Below are 15369 nucleotides of genomic sequence, written 5' to 3' on the forward strand. Positions count from 1 at the left end.
TCAAAACCTGAACGCGGAGCACAGAAGTCAGGAATTTCGGAGCCACAGGTCTGCTGAGTAAGCCGCAGTCTCCGGTTTCTGACTTCTGTTTCTGTATAAGGGAGGTACCAAATGGAAGAGAATATGCCTGTGATCATGCCGGCTCTGGCCCTGCGTGGTCTTACTGTTTTTCCCAATATGCTGCTCCACTTTGACGTGGGCAGAGAGAGCTCTATCAAGGCTCTGGACGAGGCAATGACCAGCGGCCAGACCATCTTTCTGGTGGCCCAGCGGGAGCTGGCCGTCGAAAATCCCCAGGAGGGGGACCTGTACGCCGTGGGTACCATCAGCAATGTGCGCCAGATCCTGCGCCTGCCCGGGGACAATGTGCGGGTGATGGTGGAGGGCGTCAGCCGCGGCCGCCTGTGCCAGTTGGTGGAGACCAACCCTTATCTCAGCGCCGAGGTGGAGGAGATTCCGGGGGAAGCTCCTGTAAAGCGTTCTGCCCGTACAGAGGCGCTGATCCGGCAGACCTACGAGCTGTTTGAGACCTATATCGAGCTGGCGCCCAAAATGACCCCCGATATCCTGCTCTCGGTGCTGTCCAGCGAGGACCCCGGCTATATTGCAGACTACATCGCCCAGAATCTGCCCATGCGGACCGGAGACAAGCAGGCGATCCTGGAGGAACTGCGCCCGGTGCGCCGCCTGGAGAAGCTCTGTCAGAATCTCCGCCGGGAGGTGGAGATTCTGGAGCTGGAGCAGGAGATGCAGGGTAAGGTGCGGGACCAGCTGACCCGCAGCCAGCGGGACTATGTGCTGCGGGAGCAGCTGAAGGTGCTTCAGCATGAGCTGGGTGAGGACCAGCAGGGGGGAGACCAGGAGCTCTATGACTACCGGCGGCAGATCGAAAAGGCCAAGCTGCCGGTTGAGGTGAAGGAGAAGCTGGAAAAGGAGCTGCGCCGCCTGGAAAAGCAGCCCTTTGGTTCTGCCGAGGCTACCGTGCTCCGCAATTACCTGGACACTGTGCTGGAGCTGCCCTGGGGCAAAAAGACCAAAGAGCGGGTAAATGTGGCCGCTGCTCGAAAGACCCTGGACGCCGACCACTTCGGCCTGGAGAAGGTCAAGACCCGGATTCTGGAATTTTTGGCCGTCAAGCAGCTGGCGCCTCAGCTGAAGGGACAGATTCTCTGTCTGGTGGGACCGCCGGGCGTGGGCAAGACCTCCATTGCCTCCAGCGTGGCCAAGGCCATCCACCGGAATATGGCCCGGATCTCGTTGGGCGGCGTCCACGATGAGGCAGAGATCCGCGGTCACCGCAAGACCTATGTGGGGGCTATGCCCGGCCGGATCATCGCGGCCATCCGGCAGGCGGGAAGCTGCAATCCGCTGCTGCTGCTGGATGAAATTGATAAGCTGGGCAATGACCAGCGGGGTGACCCGGCCTCCGCGCTGCTGGAGGTGTTGGACGGGGAGCAGAACGCCACCTTCCGGGACCACTTCCTGGAGGTGCCCTTCGATTTGTCCGACGTGCTGTTCATCACCACCGCCAACACTCTGGACACCATTCCCCGGCCGCTGCTGGACCGGATGGAAGTCATTGAGCTGACCAGCTATACCGACGAGGAAAAGCTGCAGATTGCCAAACGGCATCTGCTGCCCAAGGAGCTGAAACGGCACGGACTGAGCCGTGCCCAGCTCAAGGTCAGCGACGATGCCATCCGGAGCCTGATCCGGGGCTACACCCGTGAAGCGGGGGTACGTGTGCTGGAGCGTCAGCTGGGCGCTCTGTGCCGGAAGGCTGCAATGCGTGTGGTTTCAGACGGTGTAAAGTCAGTACATATTACAGCGGAAAATCTGGAAACCTACCTGGGAATTCCCCGCTATCACCCAGACCGGCTGCCTCGAACTGAGCAGGTGGGCGTGGTCAACGGCCTGGCCTGGACCAGTGTGGGGGGTGAGATCCTGGAAGTGGAGGTCGGTGTGGTGCCGGGCACCGGGAAGATTGAGCTCACCGGAAACCTGGGGGATGTGATGAAGGAGTCCGCCCATGCCGCCCTGACCTATATCCGCAGCCGGGCCCATCAGCTGGGGATTGACGAGGAATTTTATAAAACCAAGGATATCCATATCCATTTCCCGGAGGGGGCCGTTCCCAAGGACGGGCCTTCTGCCGGTATTGCCATTACCACCGCCATGGTGTCCGCCCTGACGGAAATTCCCGTCCGGCGCGATCTGGCTATGACAGGTGAAGTTACTTTACGAGGCCGGGTGCTCCCCATTGGTGGTTTGAAGGAAAAGACTATGGCCGCTTATCGCAATGGGATCCGCACCGTGCTCCTGCCTGTGGACAATGAAAAGGATCTGGAGGAGATTGACCAGACGGTGCGGGCCGGTCTGCGGTTTGTCACGGTGGAGCAGGTGGACGCGGTATTGGCCGAGGCCCTTGCCCTGGAACTGGCTCCGGGGAACAAGGAGCTTCAACATCCCATGGGCGAGGGTACGCATTGTGCTGAGCGGCCGGGACTGACCCAGTAAAGGATTGAAATAAAAGAACTGTAAAGCTGATTTCGTATACAGGAGGTTGCCATGCCGATCAATCTGCAAAAAGCGGAATTTGTGCGTTCCGCGGCCAAAGCGGGAGATTTCCCCCGGGACCGGCTGCCCCAGGTGGCCTTTGCGGGCCGCTCCAATGTGGGCAAGTCCTCCGTCATCAACCGGCTGCTCAACCGGAAAAACTTTGCCCGGGTGGGAGCTGCCCCCGGCAAGACCACCCACATCAACTATTTCCTGATCGACAGCGCCTTCTATCTGGTGGACCTGCCCGGCTACGGATACGCCAAAGTATCTATGGCGGAGCGGCAGCGGTGGGGGCGGCTGATGGAGGAATGGTTTGCCGACCCCGGCCTGATGACCTTGGGCCTGATGATCGTGGACGCCCGGCACAAGCCAACGGCGGACGACTGCACCATGGCCTCCTTTTTCAAAAACAGCGGCAGGCCCTTTGCCGTGGTGGCCAACAAGCTGGACAAGCTGCGCAAAAGCGATATCCAGCCCAATCTGGCCCGCATTCGGGAGACACTGGAACTGGCAGATAGTGTGAAGTTAATTCCCTTTTCAGCTGAGAAGGGAGAAGGGAAGCAGGACCTGCTGAACCTGATTTTGAGCCATGTGGAGGATATGGCATGAAATACGTAAAGCTGCTGCGGAATGGCCAGCCGGTTTGGGGCGTCCTCCAGGATGGAATGGTGCGCACCCTGTCCAAGCCGCCCTTTGAGGCGCTGTGTTATGATGGGGAGAGCCTTCCTCTGGAGAAGTGCAGCCTGCTGGCACCCTGTGAGGCGTCCAAGCTGGTGTGCGTGGGAAAAAACTATTATGACCACATCGCGGAAATGCGCTCCATGCTGGATGCCTCCCACAATCCGGATCGCCCCACACTGTTTCTCAAGGCTCCAAACGCCCTGAACGGACATGAAGGCAACGTTCATGCCCCTGACTTTGTGGGCCGGCTGGACTATGAGGGAGAGCTGGCCGTGGTGATGAAGCGCTGTGCCAAGGACGTATCCGCGGATGACGCGCTGGACTATGTGCTGGGCTATACCTGCCTTAACGACATCACGGCCCGGGATATTCAGAAAGAGGATGGCCAGTGGGCGCGGGGGAAAAACATGGATGGATTTGCCCCGCTGGGGCCGCTGGTCACCGATGAGGTGGACCCGGACCATCTGTCCATTACGACCCGTCTGAACGGAAGAGTGGTGCAGCAGAGCAGCACGGAGCTGCTTATCACCAATGTGCGGAAGATCATCGCCTTTATTACCGCATCCATGACCCTGGAGCCGGGCGATGTTATCGCCACCGGCACCCCGGCCGGTGTGGGCGCCATGCTGCCTGGGGATACGGTCGAGGTAGAGATTTCTGGAATCGGCGTTCTGCGCAGCCATATTGTGTGAATGAGCGGGCAGGGGGACCATCTCTGGATGGTTCCCCTTTGCCACGTTCTTACTTGTGTTTTTTGTAGGGGTTTGTTATAATAAAATGAAATGCAGCGACCTGACAGAGCGGGCCATGGAGGAATCAGATTTTGGGATCTTTTGCGGAGTTTACACAACATATGGACTGGTGGGGGCTGCTGACCCTGCTGGTCAGCGCGGTGGCCGCGCTGCTGTGCATCACCCTTCATGAGCTCTCTCACGGCTTTGTGGCCTGGCGGCTGGGGGACCCCACGGCAAAGCAGGCGGGGCGTCTTACCCTGAATCCTATCAAGCATCTGGATCTGGCAGGGCTGGCTATGATGCTGATTGCAAAGGTGGGTTGGGCCAAGCCGGTGCCGGTAGATATGCGGTATTTTAAGCACCCCAAGCAGGGAATGGCCCTGACTGCCCTGGCGGGACCTGCGGCCAATTTTCTCACCGCTCTGGCCGCCACGGCTGTCTCCTCGCTTATCTGGCACTTTGGGCCGGTAAGTCATATCACTTTACTGATCCTGTGTTTTCTGTCCAATGTGGCCCTTTTGGGGGTAGGAATGGGGCTGTTTAACCTGATTCCCTTTTCCCCGCTGGATGGCTCTAAAATCCTCTTTGCCCTGCTGCCCGACCGGATCTATTACAAAATCCTGCGCTATGAGCGGTATGTGGGGATTGCCCTGATTGTCCTGGTGCTGCTGGGTGTGTTCAGCCGTCCTCTGAGCTTTTTGATGATCCATGTGCTGAACGGGATGTGTGCCTTGGTGGGGCTGCCGGCGGATGTGCTTTGGTTTTGCCAGGATGTGTCCGCCATTTTGAATCAGTTTTGAGGTGAGTGCCATCGAAACGCCTATTTTCCACCTGGAAAAGGTGGTAAAGGTCCGGGACAGCGATATGGAGGATTTTAACGGCCCGCTGGACCTGATTCTTCATCTGCTGTCCAAAAACAAAATGGAGATCAAGGATATTCAGATATCCCTGATTCTGGACCAGTATCTGGCATGGATGGACCAGCGCAAGCGGCTGGACCTGGAGGTGGCCAGTGAGTTTGTCACCATGGCGGCCCAGCTGGTTTTTATCAAGACGAGGATGCTGCTGTCCATCCACGATGAAGAGGCGTTGTCCGAGATGGAACAGCTCATTGCCTCTCTGGAGGAGCACCAGCGGCATGAGAGCTTTGCCCGCGTCAAGGCGGTGATACCGGAGCTGTCCGACCGCTTTGCCGTGGGCAGAGACTACCTGACCAAGACGCCGGAGGTGTTCCCGGTCAGCAGGGCGTACCACTATGTACATCAGCCGGGCGATCTGCTGCGGGCCATGCAGCAGGTACTGGCCAGGGCGGACCACCGCCTGCCGCCTCCCATGGCTGCCTTTGAGGGGATTGTGGGTCGGGAACCCTACCCGGTGGCAGATAAGGCCGGCGAGATCCTGGAGCGGCTGGCCCGGTTTGGCGTGACCCGGTTCCGGACCCTGTTTCAGGGCAATCGAAGCCGCTCGGAGATTGTGGCCACCTTCATTGCGGTGCTGGAGCTGTGCAAGGCCCGCCGTCTGCGCCTGGCCGGGACGGAGCGTGACTGCACGGTAACCAGCACCGGCGAGGGAGAAGGAAACGATGTGGAATTCTCCACGGACGTATATGAACCGGCGGATGGGGGATAATCATGGAATTGAAGGAAATTGAATCCGCCATTGAAGGGATCCTCTTTGCCGCCGGAGAGCCGGTGGGTGTGGAGCGGCTGTGTCTGGCGCTGGATATCGACCGCAGTACGGCCGACGCGGTGTGCCAGCGGCTGGCGGACTATTACAGCTATGAGCGCCGGGGTATCCGCCTGCTGCGGCTGGATGCCAGCTATCAGCTCTGTTCCGCTCCGGAATTTGCCTCCCACATCCGCCGGGCTTTTGAGAGCCGCCGGCCGGCCAGGCTCAGCCAGCCCGCTCTGGAGGTGCTGGCGATTATCGCCTATTATCAGCCGGCTACCCGAGCCTATGTGGATCAGATCCGTGGAGTGGACAGCTCCTATACCGTAGGACTGCTGCTGGAGCGGGAACTGATAGAGGAGTGCGGCCGTCTGGCAGTGCCAGGTCGTCCTATCCAGTACCGCACCACCCAGACCTTTCTGCGGTCCTTCGGCCTGTCCAGTCTGGACGAGCTGCCTGAGCTGCCCAACGCACTGCCGGAGGACGGGCAGATGAGCATGGAAATGAAGTCGGCGATTGCCCGTTTGCAGGCTCAACAGGAGCCATCCGAGGTGGAGATTACCGAGACAGAAATTGAGGAGGCCGCCCGGGAGATGGCCCGGACGGAGGGAGGCACGATGCCATGAAGCTTCTGTTCATCCTGGCGCTGGTGGCGGTGGGGCTGGTATTACTCAGCCTTATCCGGGTAGGCGTGTGGGTGACTTACGGCCCCGAGGGTCCGACTCTGCGGATAAAGGTTGGTCCGGTGAAGCTGTCGCTGTTTCCTCCCAAGAAAAAAAAGCGCAAAAAAAAGCGCAAAGCGAAACCGGAAAAGCCGGAGCAGCTGCAGAAGAAGGGAGAATTGCTGCCGCTGGTTCGGTGGGCGCTGCCCACTGTGGCAGAGGCGGCGGGCAGGCTGAAACGAAAGGTCCGCCTGGACCGGGTTTATCTGGATGTGGCTGTGGGCGCCGGTAATCCGGCTGGCGCGGCGCTGGCTTTTGGCGGCGTCAATGCGGCTTTGGGTATGATTTGGCCTTTAGTGGAGCAAAATTTTAATGTAAAGGACAGGCGCATCCGTACCCAGGTGGATTTTTCGGCCCCCCATACCACGGTTTGGGCGGATGTGGCGGCCACATTGACGGTGGGACAAGGGGTGGCCCTGGCCTTCTGGCTGGCTCCCAAGCTGCCCCGGATCCTGGGCGGGGAGCAGCGTAAGCAACAGAAACAGGCAGTACAGAAAGAGGCGGTTTGAGTATGGAAAAGCAGCATCCTATCGGCGATTTGATGACCACAACCATGCAGAAGATCCGGGAGATCGCGGATGTGAACACCATCATCGGTCAGCCCATCCACGCCGGAGAGGTTACCATCATCCCCATCTCCAAGCTGTCGGTGGGATTCGCCTCCGGCGGCAGCGACTTTGTCTCCAAGAATCAAAAGGCGGAGGGCGACAACTCCTTTGGCGGCGGCAGCGGTGCGGGGATGAATCTCTCTCCCGTGGCCTTCCTCATCGTAAAGGGAGACACTGTAAAACTGATGCCTGTGGCGCCTCCGCCGGGGAACACGGTAGACCGTGTGGTGGAGATGGTGCCCGAAGTGGTTGACAAGATCACCGACTTTATTGACAAGCAGCAGGATAAAAAATCCACCGAGCCTCCGGCGGGCCCGGCGGATAAAGTGGAGTGGTAAAACGCATACTAGCGGCATCTGTGTGAGGTGATGCTGCTTGAAGCGTATCATTGCCCTGTTGCTGGCCGCGATACTATGTACAACCCCTGTCCGGGGTGCGGAGGGGCTGAATATCTCCGCCTCCGCCGCTGTTTTGATGGACCGGGAGAGCGGGCGGGTGCTCTACACCCAAAACGCCGACCAGCCACGTCCCATTGCCAGTATTACCAAACTGATGACAGCGCTGGTGGCGGTGGAGCTGTGTCCTGATCTGTCCCGGGAAGTGACGGTCCGGCGGGAGTGGACGGGGATAGAGGGGTCCTCCATGTACCTCAAGCCCGAAGAACAGCTGACCATGGAGGCGCTGCTGTACGGACTTCTACTCTCCTCCGGGAACGACGCGGCCCTGGCCATTGCGGGCAGCTGCTGTCAGACGGTGGAGGAATTTGTCGCCCGGATGAACGAGACGGCGGCCCGGTTGGGCATGGAGCATACCCATTTTGCAAATCCCAATGGGCTGGATGACCCGGAGCACTATTCCACCGCCTATGATATGGCTTTGCTGGCCCGGGCGGTACTGGAGCGGGAGGAACTGCGGCGGATCGTGGGGACCAAAACCATGAATGTGGCCGGACGGTATCTGGCCAACCACAACAAGCTGCTGTGGCTCTATGAGGGCTGTACCGGCCTGAAGACGGGCTATACCGACGAAGCGGGGCGCACCCTGGTGTCCAGCGCTATGCGGGACGGGCAGGAGCTGATTGTCGTGACCCTGAACGATCCCAACGACTGGGCGGACCATGCGGCTCTGTTTGACTATGGATTTGCCCGCTATCCCAGGTGTCTGGCGGCGGGGCCGCAGGAGAGCTGGTCTCTGCCGGTGCCCAACAGCCTGTGCCCCATGGTTACGGCAGGGGTGACGGAAGAGGTCTATTACCCGCTGGCGGAAGGGGAGGAGCTGACCGCCCGGGTTCAGCTGCCCCAGCAGGTGGAGGCTCCGGTAACAGCCGGGAGTCTGGCCGGGGAGCTGGTGCTCAGCCTGGAACAGGAGCCGGTCCTCCGGGTACCGTTGGTCTACCAGACCGCCGCGGCGGACGACAGAGCGCCTCAGGGCTGGCTGCAGCGATTTTTGAGCAAATGATAGAAAATAGGGAGCGGGAAAGGTCTGCCGTAGTCCGGCAGGCCTTTCCTGCGGAAAAGAGGCGAGAGATGGAGCAACGGCTGCAGAAGCTGCTGTCCGCTCGGGGAGTGGTCTCCCGGAGGACGGCGGAGGCCTATCTGGCGGCAGGGCGGGTTACCGTCAATGGCCGGCCGGCCCAGGTGGGGGACAAGGCCGATCCGGAGCGGGACGAGATCCGGGTGGACGGCAGGCTCCTTCCGCCGCTGGAGCGGCGTACTTATCTGATGCTGAATAAGCCCAGGGGCTACGTGACCACCCTCTCTGATGAAAAGGGCCGCAAAACGGTGGCCCAGCTGGTGTCCGGATGCGGGGCCAGGGTGTGGCCGGTGGGAAGACTGGACCTGGACTCGGAGGGACTGCTCCTGCTGACTGACGACGGTGGCCTCACCCAGAAGCTGCTCCATCCCAGCCATGAGGTGGAGAAGGAGTACCATGTCTGGGTGGAGGGGGACCTGGAGCGGGCCATTCCCATTCTGCGGGGTCCCATGACGCTGGACGGCGTACCACTTCACCCCGCCAGGGTACAGCCGGTAAAAGCGGGGGTGCTGTCCGTCGTGATCCACGAGGGCCGGAACCGGCAGGTGCGGCGGATGTGCGCCATTGCGGGGCTGAACGTGACCCGTCTGCGCCGGGTCCGGGAAGGCGGCTTGACCCTGGGAAATCTGCCCGTGGGCCGCTGGCGGGTGCTGACGGAAGGCGAGCTGGCCCAGTTGCTGGATGAAAGCACAGAAAACGGAAAGTGATTTGCAGGGAAAACAGGTTTACTTGCAAAAAAGGATTGCTTTTCGACCAAAAGCCCGGTATGATATTATTTACTGAAATTTTTGCATGCGCAAGGATGCGTTTGCGGAAGAAGTCCGCCAGAGATTGGTGCGGGCCCGGGAGGTTTCATCTATGTCCAAGGACATCTTGTCGGTGATTCAGAGCAACATGGCCACGTTTTCCAAGGGCCAGAAGCTGATTGCGAATTATATTCTGGAGTCCTATGATAAGGCGGCGTTCATGACGGCCAGCAAGCTGGGCAAAACGGTAAAGGTCAGCGAGTCCACCGTCGTACGGTTTGCCGCCGAGCTGGGCTATGACGGGTATCCCGCCATGCAGAAAGCATTGCAGGAGATGATCCGCAGCAAGCTGACCACCATTCAGCGCATCGAGGTATCCAACGACCGCATCGGAGACCACGATATTTTGTCTATGGTGATGCAGTCGGACGTGGAGAAGATCCATATGACCATGGACGAGATGAATCGGGAGGAGTTCAGCCAATCGGTGGATGCGATTGTGAACGCCCGGCATATCTATATTCTGGGCGTGCGCTCGGCCGCGGCTCTGGCCAGTTTTCTGGGGTTCTATTTCAACTTGATTTTTGAGCAGGTGACCATTGTACACACAACCTCTATCAGTGAGGTGTTTGAACAGCTGCTGCGCATCGGGCCGGGAGACGTGATCATTGGCATCAGCTTTCCCCGCTATTCCCGCCGCACGGTGACGGCCATGCAGTTTGCTCACGACCGGGGAGCCACCGCCATCGCCCTTACCGACAGCGAGACCTCTCCGCTGGTGCAGTATTCCACTCACTGCCTGCTTGCCAAGAGCGATATGGCCTCGTTTGTGGACTCTCTGGTGGCTCCGCTCAGCCTGATTAACGCGCTGATCGTGTCCATCGGCCGGAAGAAGAATGAGGACCTGTCCAAAACCTTCGCGGATCTGGAGCGGATCTGGGATGAATATGAGGTATATGAAAAGGTGGAAGCCAGTCATTGAGTGATGTGGTAGTAATCGGCGGGGGAGCCGCCGGATGTATGGCGGCGCTGGCCGCCGCGGAAAAAGGAGCGTCCGTCACACTGCTGGAGCGCAACCCAAAGCTGGGGCGGAAGCTATATATTACGGGAAAAGGCCGCTGCAATGTGACCAACGACTGCACACCTCAGGAGGTACTGCGGAACATTCCGCAGAACAGCCGGTTTCTCACCAGCGCCATCACCCGTTTTCCGCCCGAGCAGGTCAAGGAATTTTTTCAGCGCCAGGGAGTGCCCCTGAAAACCGAGCGGGGAAACCGGGTTTTCCCCCAGTCGGACAGGGCGGCGGACATCATAGACGCCCTGCTTCACGCCTTGCGCCGGGCTGGCGTATCCATTGTGCAGGACCGGGCACAGGAGCTGCGCCGGACGGAAACGCTTTTGGAAGGTGTAGAAGGGGAACAGGGCTTCTATCCCTGCCGGGCGGTCGTGGTGGCTACCGGAGGGGTATCCTATCCGCTGACCGGCTCCACCGGGGACGGCTATCAGATGGCACAGGAGCTGGGTCACACGGTGCTCCCGCCCAGGGCTTCTCTGGTACCTTTGGTGGCGGAGCAGTCTTTTTGCGCCCGCATGCAGGGGCTCAGCCTGCGAAATGTGGCCATTCAGGTCAAAACGGACAAGAAAAAGACCATATATGCCGAGCAGGGAGAGTTGCTTTTTACCCACTTCGGCCTGTCCGGGCCGCTGATTCTCACTGCGTCCGCTCATATGCGCAATTATGAGCGGGAACACTATTACATCCGATTGGATCTGAAACCGGCTCTGGATGAGGAGAAGCTGGACCAGCGGCTGCTGCGGGATCTGGAGGAGCAGTCCAACCGGGACTTCTGCCATGTGGTGGAAGGCCTGGTCCCCCGCCTGATGGTACCCGTGCTGTTGGAGCTGACCGGGATACCGGGGGATTTGAAGGCCCATTCTGTTACCCGGGCTCAACGGCGCAGGCTGCTGGAGACCCTGAAGGGTATTCGAATTGATATCAGCGGACCACGCCCGGTAGAGGAGGCCATCGTCACCTCCGGCGGCGTCAAGGTTTCGGAGGTCAATCCCACTACCATGGAATCAAAGCTGGCGCCGGGCGTCTATTTTGCCGGAGAGGTGCTGGATGCAGACGCCTATACCGGCGGCTTTAACCTGCAGATTGCCTGGTCTACCGGCCGGGCGGCAGGGGAGAGCGCGGGAGAGCGGGCGCTGGGCTAAGGAGGCATATAAACGTGACAAAACACAGAAGCATTGCCATTGACGGGCCCTCCGGTGCGGGGAAATCCACCCTGGCCAAGCGCCTGGCGGAGGCGCTGGGGTTTTTGTATGTGGATACGGGGGCCATTTACCGCACGGTGGGGCTGCAGGCCTTCCGTACTGGTACGGATCCCAAGGACGCCGGGGCGGTCATCGCTCTGCTTAAGGACATGGAGATCCGTCTGGCCTACGGAGAAGACGGGCTGCAGCATATGTACCTCAACGGCGAGGACGTGACGCAGGCCATCCGCCGGCATGAGATATCAGACTATACCTCCAGCGTGTCCGCCATTCCGGAGGTGCGGGCGTTTCTGATGGAGCAGCAGCGGGGGCTGGCGCGCAGCCACGATGTGGTCATGGACGGCCGGGATATCGGCACTGTGGTGCTGCCCGAGGCGGATGTGAAGATTTTCCTTACCGCCGCCCCGGAGGCCAGGGCCCGCCGCCGCTGGCTGGAGCTGCAGGAGCGGGGGCAGGAGACCGATTTTGAGACGGTACTCCGGGATGTTCTGGAGCGGGACGACAGGGACACCCACCGAGCGGCAGCGCCTCTGCGTCAGGCGGAGGATGCGGTGCTGGCTGATACCACAGACAAGGATTTGGAGCAAAGTCTGACGCTCCTGATACAGATCGCAAAGGAGCGACTGCAGGCATGAACATCGTCTATTTCCTGGCGTACCTGGTTCTCTGGCCGGTATTCCGCATTTTCAAGCCCACGAAGTGCATCAACAAGCAGAATTTCCCCCAGGGCGGGGCGCTGCTTTGTGCCAACCATACCCGGATGAGCGATCCGCTGTTTGTGGCCTATGCCCTGGGACTCAAGCATCAGATCCATGTGATGGCCAAGGAAGAGGTCATGCACTGGCCCATCATTGGCTGGATTTTAAAGCACGGCGGCATTTTCGGGGTGAAGCGGGGCCAGGCGGACATCGGCGCTATCAAAACCGCCATGAAGTACCTGAAAAATGGCGAGCTGCTGCTGATGTTCCCGGAGGGAACCCGGCATCAGGACGGGGATTTCGGAGATGCCAAAACCGGAGCGGCCATGCTGGCCACACGTACCGGCGTTCCCATCGTTCCCATCTACATTCCTGCCGAAAAGCGCTGGTTCCGGTGGAATCAGGTGGTCATCGGAGAGCCCTATCAGCCGGTTATCGCGGGGAAACGGGGCACGCCGGAGGAGTATCGGGCCATTGCCGGTGAGGTTATGGCCCGCATCGAGGCGCTGCAGCCTCAGGCGGGACGATGAAGCTGGAGCTGGCCAAGTCCGCCGGGTTTTGCTATGGGGTCCGCCGGGCGGTTCGGATGGCGGAGCAGGCGGCGGAGCAGGGCCGGGCCTGTGTCATGCTGGGCCCCATTATTCACAACAACAGTGTGATTGAGTATCTTGCCTCCCTGGGTGTGGGACTCATCCAGCGTCCGGAGGAGGCGGAGCCGGGCACGGCGGTGATCATCCGCTCCCACGGAGAGGGAAGGGCCGCCTATGAGGCGCTGGCAGAGCGGGGATGCCCGCTGATTGACGCCACCTGTCCCAATGTGTCCCGGATCCATCAGATCGTCTCCCAGGCGGAAGAGGCGGGACGGCAAATGGTAATTATTGGCAGCCCCACCCACCCGGAGGTGGCTGCCATCGCGGGCTGGTGCGCCCGTCCGCTGGTATTTGAAGGCGTGCAGGCCCTCTCAGACTGGCTGGAAGGGGAGCCGGAGCGCCGGAATCTGCCGGTTACCATGGTGTCCCAAACCACCTCGACTCAGATAATTTGGGATAAGTGCGTAGAAAAAGCAAAAAAAGAGTGTACAAACTTAAAAATTTTTGATACAATATGTAATGCTACGTATAAGCGGCAGTCCGAGGCACAGGCGCTGGCCGCCAGATCCGATGCTGTGGTCGTCATCGGAGGGCGGGAAAGCTCCAACACCAAACGGCTGGCCGAGTTATGCGAGGCGCTCTGTCCCAAGGTCGTTTGGATCGAGCGGGCGGCAGAGCTGGAACCTTCCACCCTGTGTCGGAAGGCTTCTATTGGAATCACTGCGGGCGCGTCCACGCCTGAGTGGATTATAAAGGAGGTCTATGACAAAATGAGCGACGAAAACATTGAGATCGAGGAATCCTTTGCTGAAATGCTGGAGAAATCGATCAAGACTTTAAATACAGGGGAGAAGGTTACGGGCGTTGTCACTGGGATTACGCCTACTGAGATCTATGTTGATCTTGGTACCAAGCACGCCGGTTACATACCGGTGTCCGAGCTGACCGACGACCCTACGGTCAAGGTCGAGGATCTGGTAAAAGTCGGCGATGAGATCGAAACCTATGTCATGCGCGTGAACGACCAGGAGGGTGTGGTTACCCTCTCCAAGAAGCGCCTTGACACCGTGAAGAGCTGGGAAGACATCGAGCAGGCTAAGGAGGACCACACCACTGTGGAGGGTGTCGTTACCGAGGAGAACAAGGGCGGCGTCGTTGTCTCCATCAAGGGCGTCCGGGTCTTTGTGCCCGCCTCCCAGACCGGTCTGCCCCGGGATACGCCCATGAGCCAGCTGGTCAAGCAGAAGGTGCGCCTGCGCATCACCGAGGTCAACCGCGCCCGTAAGCGGGTGGTGGGCTCCATCCGTGCCGTTGAGGCTGAGGAGCGGGCCGCCAAGGCCGCCGAGGTGTGGGCCAACATTGAGGAGGGCAAGCGCTACACCGGCACCGTGAAGAGCCTGACCTCTTACGGCGCCTTCGTGGACATCGGCGGCGTGGACGGCATGGTCCACATCTCCGAGCTGTCCTGGTCCCGCATCAAGCATCCCTCCGAGGTCGTCTCTGTGGGCGACACCGTTGAGGTGTATGTGATCTCCTTCGACCGGGATAAGAAGAAGATCTCCCTGGGCATGAAGGACCGCACCCAGAACCCCTGGGAGGTGTTCACCGGCAAGTATCAGCCCGGTGACGTGGCCAATGTCCGGGTGGTCAAGCTGATGACCTTCGGCGCCTTTGCTGAGATCGTGCCCGGCGTGGACGGCCTGATCCACATCTCCCAGATTGCCGACCATCGCATTGACAAGCCCGGCGACGTGCTCAGCGAGGGTCAGATGGTGGATGTGAAGATCATCGACATCGACTATGATAAGCAGAAGGTTTCCCTCTCCATCCGCGCTCTGCTGGAGGGTCAGGATGCTGACGACTCCGCCGAGTCCGACGGTGACAACGAGGAGTAATCTTATATGCGCCTGCCGCGCCGTTTCTCAAAGGGAAACGGCGCGGTTTTTTTGAACTTTTACAGAGAGAAAACAGAAATTTGCTTGCAATGGTACTAAAATGTGGCTATAATAAAAACATAAGCACATACAATTATACGAATTGGAGTTGATTTGGCGCTCGGGAGGTGGGATCGTGTTTCAGGTAGGGGACAAAATTGTTCACCCGATGCATGGTGCTGGTGTGATTGACAGCATTGTGCAGAAAAAGGTCAACGGTGTGGTGCGGGAGTACTATATTCTCAAGCTTCCTGTGGGCGGTATGCTGGTCATGATCCCCACGGAGCACAGCGAGGAGATTGGCGTACGCCCGGTGGTGCGGCAGGAGGAGGCGGACCGGGTCATCGCAGCCATACCCGGCATCGAGGTGGACATGACCTCCAACTGGAACCGGCGCTACCGGGAGAATATGCTCCGCCTGAAAAGCGGCGACCTGCTGGAGGTGGCCCGGGTTGTGAAGGGCCTGGTGCTTCGGGAGGAGGAGCGCGGGCTGTCTACCGGGGAACGGAAAATGCTCCACTCTGCCAAGCAGATTCTGATTTCTGAGATTGTCCTGTCGCAAAACGCCAGCTATGAGGATGTGGAGGCCCGCATCAATACAGCTTTGGCGTAATAGAAT

At 59.5% G+C, this 15369-nt stretch carries 16 protein-coding genes; all 16 read left to right on the forward strand.

The features are described 5' to 3' along the window. Positions 1-111 precede the first annotated feature (111 nt). The 16 genes from lon (at position 112) to B5F88_RS04085 (ending at position 15363) form a co-directional block, all read left to right on the forward strand. Positions 112-2517 carry an endopeptidase La gene (lon, locus tag B5F88_RS04010; protein WP_087341863.1) on the forward strand — a complete coding sequence of 802 codons (2406 nt, stop codon included), beginning with the start codon at positions 112-114 and terminating at the stop codon, positions 2515-2517. A 51-nt stretch (positions 2518-2568) separates the two neighbouring features. Next, positions 2569-3168, forward strand: coding sequence for a ribosome biogenesis GTP-binding protein YihA/YsxC (gene yihA, locus B5F88_RS04015; RefSeq protein ID WP_087341865.1), 600 nt, complete (start codon positions 2569-2571; stop codon positions 3166-3168). After that, on the forward strand, positions 3165-3932 hold the full coding sequence (locus tag B5F88_RS04020; protein ID WP_087341867.1) for a fumarylacetoacetate hydrolase family protein: 768 nt from the start codon (positions 3165-3167) through the stop codon (positions 3930-3932). The genes yihA and B5F88_RS04020 overlap by 4 nt, the downstream gene beginning before the upstream one ends. Positions 3933-4063: 131 nt before the next feature. Then, a complete protein-coding gene (locus B5F88_RS04025; protein WP_087341870.1) occupies positions 4064-4774 on the forward strand; it encodes a site-2 protease family protein in 711 nt (236 codons plus the stop codon). Between the two features lies 1 nt (position 4775). After that, positions 4776-5603 (forward strand): segregation/condensation protein A, encoded by an 828-nt coding sequence (locus B5F88_RS04030; RefSeq protein ID WP_343286453.1) that lies wholly within the window; start codon positions 4776-4778, stop codon positions 5601-5603. 2 nt (positions 5604-5605) lie between these two features. Then, positions 5606-6268, forward strand: a complete 663-nt coding sequence (scpB, locus tag B5F88_RS04035) for an SMC-Scp complex subunit ScpB (RefSeq protein WP_087341873.1) — start codon at positions 5606-5608, stop codon at positions 6266-6268. Then, positions 6265-6873, forward strand: coding sequence for a DUF2953 domain-containing protein (locus B5F88_RS04040; RefSeq protein WP_087341875.1), 609 nt, complete (start codon positions 6265-6267; stop codon positions 6871-6873). The genes scpB and B5F88_RS04040 overlap by 4 nt, the downstream gene beginning before the upstream one ends. A 2-nt stretch (positions 6874-6875) precedes the next feature. Further along, positions 6876-7310: a GerW family sporulation protein gene (gene ytfJ, locus B5F88_RS04045; protein ID WP_087341877.1), complete on the forward strand. Its 435-nt coding sequence runs from the start codon at positions 6876-6878 to the stop codon at positions 7308-7310. 37 nt (positions 7311-7347) lie between these two features. Beyond that, positions 7348-8430, forward strand: coding sequence for a D-alanyl-D-alanine carboxypeptidase family protein (locus B5F88_RS04050; RefSeq protein WP_242959627.1), 1083 nt, complete (start codon positions 7348-7350; stop codon positions 8428-8430). A 68-nt stretch (positions 8431-8498) separates the two neighbouring features. Continuing rightward, entirely contained in the window at positions 8499-9212 is a 714-nt protein-coding gene (locus B5F88_RS04055; RefSeq protein WP_087341880.1) for a pseudouridine synthase, read from the forward strand. A gap of 151 nt (positions 9213-9363) precedes the next feature. Further along, positions 9364-10233 carry a MurR/RpiR family transcriptional regulator gene (locus tag B5F88_RS04060; protein WP_087341882.1) on the forward strand — a complete coding sequence of 290 codons (870 nt, stop codon included), beginning with the start codon at positions 9364-9366 and terminating at the stop codon, positions 10231-10233. After that, positions 10230-11468 (forward strand): NAD(P)/FAD-dependent oxidoreductase, encoded by a 1239-nt coding sequence (locus B5F88_RS04065; RefSeq protein WP_087341883.1) that lies wholly within the window; start codon positions 10230-10232, stop codon positions 11466-11468. The genes B5F88_RS04060 and B5F88_RS04065 overlap by 4 nt, the downstream gene beginning before the upstream one ends. 14 nt (positions 11469-11482) lie before the next feature. Beyond that, positions 11483-12163 carry a (d)CMP kinase gene (gene cmk, locus B5F88_RS04070; RefSeq protein ID WP_087341885.1) on the forward strand — a complete coding sequence of 227 codons (681 nt, stop codon included), beginning with the start codon at positions 11483-11485 and terminating at the stop codon, positions 12161-12163. Next, on the forward strand, positions 12160-12756 hold the full coding sequence (locus tag B5F88_RS04075) for a lysophospholipid acyltransferase family protein (RefSeq protein WP_087341886.1): 597 nt from the start codon (positions 12160-12162) through the stop codon (positions 12754-12756). The genes cmk and B5F88_RS04075 overlap by 4 nt, the downstream gene beginning before the upstream one ends. Then, the gene (locus B5F88_RS04080; RefSeq protein ID WP_087341889.1) at positions 12753-14711 is read left to right on the forward strand and encodes a bifunctional 4-hydroxy-3-methylbut-2-enyl diphosphate reductase/30S ribosomal protein S1; all 1959 of its coding nucleotides are present in this window, start codon (positions 12753-12755) and stop codon (positions 14709-14711) included. Before B5F88_RS04075 ends, B5F88_RS04080 begins: the two co-directional genes overlap by 4 nt. Before the next feature lie 175 nt (positions 14712-14886). After that, positions 14887-15363 carry a CarD family transcriptional regulator gene (locus B5F88_RS04085; protein WP_087341891.1) on the forward strand — a complete coding sequence of 159 codons (477 nt, stop codon included), beginning with the start codon at positions 14887-14889 and terminating at the stop codon, positions 15361-15363. Positions 15364-15369: the final 6 nt, after the last annotated feature.

Origin of the sequence: Flavonifractor sp. An306 (assembly GCF_002159455.1) — a bacterium.
Lineage (GTDB): Bacteria > Bacillota > Clostridia > Oscillospirales > Oscillospiraceae > Flavonifractor.

What these genes read in the sequence shown, in the direction of transcription:
- B5F88_RS04040 (WP_087341875.1), top strand. Translation starts at nt 6,265, where the DNA reads ATGAAGCTTCTGTTCATCCTGGCGCTGGTGGCGGTGGGGCTGGTATTA.
- B5F88_RS04020 (WP_087341867.1), top strand. Translation starts at nt 3,165, where the DNA reads ATGAAATACGTAAAGCTGCTGCGGAATGGCCAGCCGGTTTGGGGCGTC.
- B5F88_RS04075 (WP_087341886.1), top strand. Translation starts at nt 12,160, where the DNA reads ATGAACATCGTCTATTTCCTGGCGTACCTGGTTCTCTGGCCGGTATTC.
- ytfJ (WP_087341877.1), top strand. Translation starts at nt 6,876, where the DNA reads ATGGAAAAGCAGCATCCTATCGGCGATTTGATGACCACAACCATGCAG.
- B5F88_RS04080 (WP_087341889.1), top strand. Translation starts at nt 12,753, where the DNA reads ATGAAGCTGGAGCTGGCCAAGTCCGCCGGGTTTTGCTATGGGGTCCGC.
- yihA (WP_087341865.1), top strand. Translation starts at nt 2,569, where the DNA reads ATGCCGATCAATCTGCAAAAAGCGGAATTTGTGCGTTCCGCGGCCAAA.
- B5F88_RS04055 (WP_087341880.1), top strand. Translation starts at nt 8,499, where the DNA reads ATGGAGCAACGGCTGCAGAAGCTGCTGTCCGCTCGGGGAGTGGTCTCC.
- lon (WP_087341863.1), top strand. Translation starts at nt 112, where the DNA reads ATGGAAGAGAATATGCCTGTGATCATGCCGGCTCTGGCCCTGCGTGGT.
- B5F88_RS04060 (WP_087341882.1), top strand. Translation starts at nt 9,364, where the DNA reads ATGTCCAAGGACATCTTGTCGGTGATTCAGAGCAACATGGCCACGTTT.
- scpB (WP_087341873.1), top strand. Translation starts at nt 5,606, where the DNA reads ATGGAATTGAAGGAAATTGAATCCGCCATTGAAGGGATCCTCTTTGCC.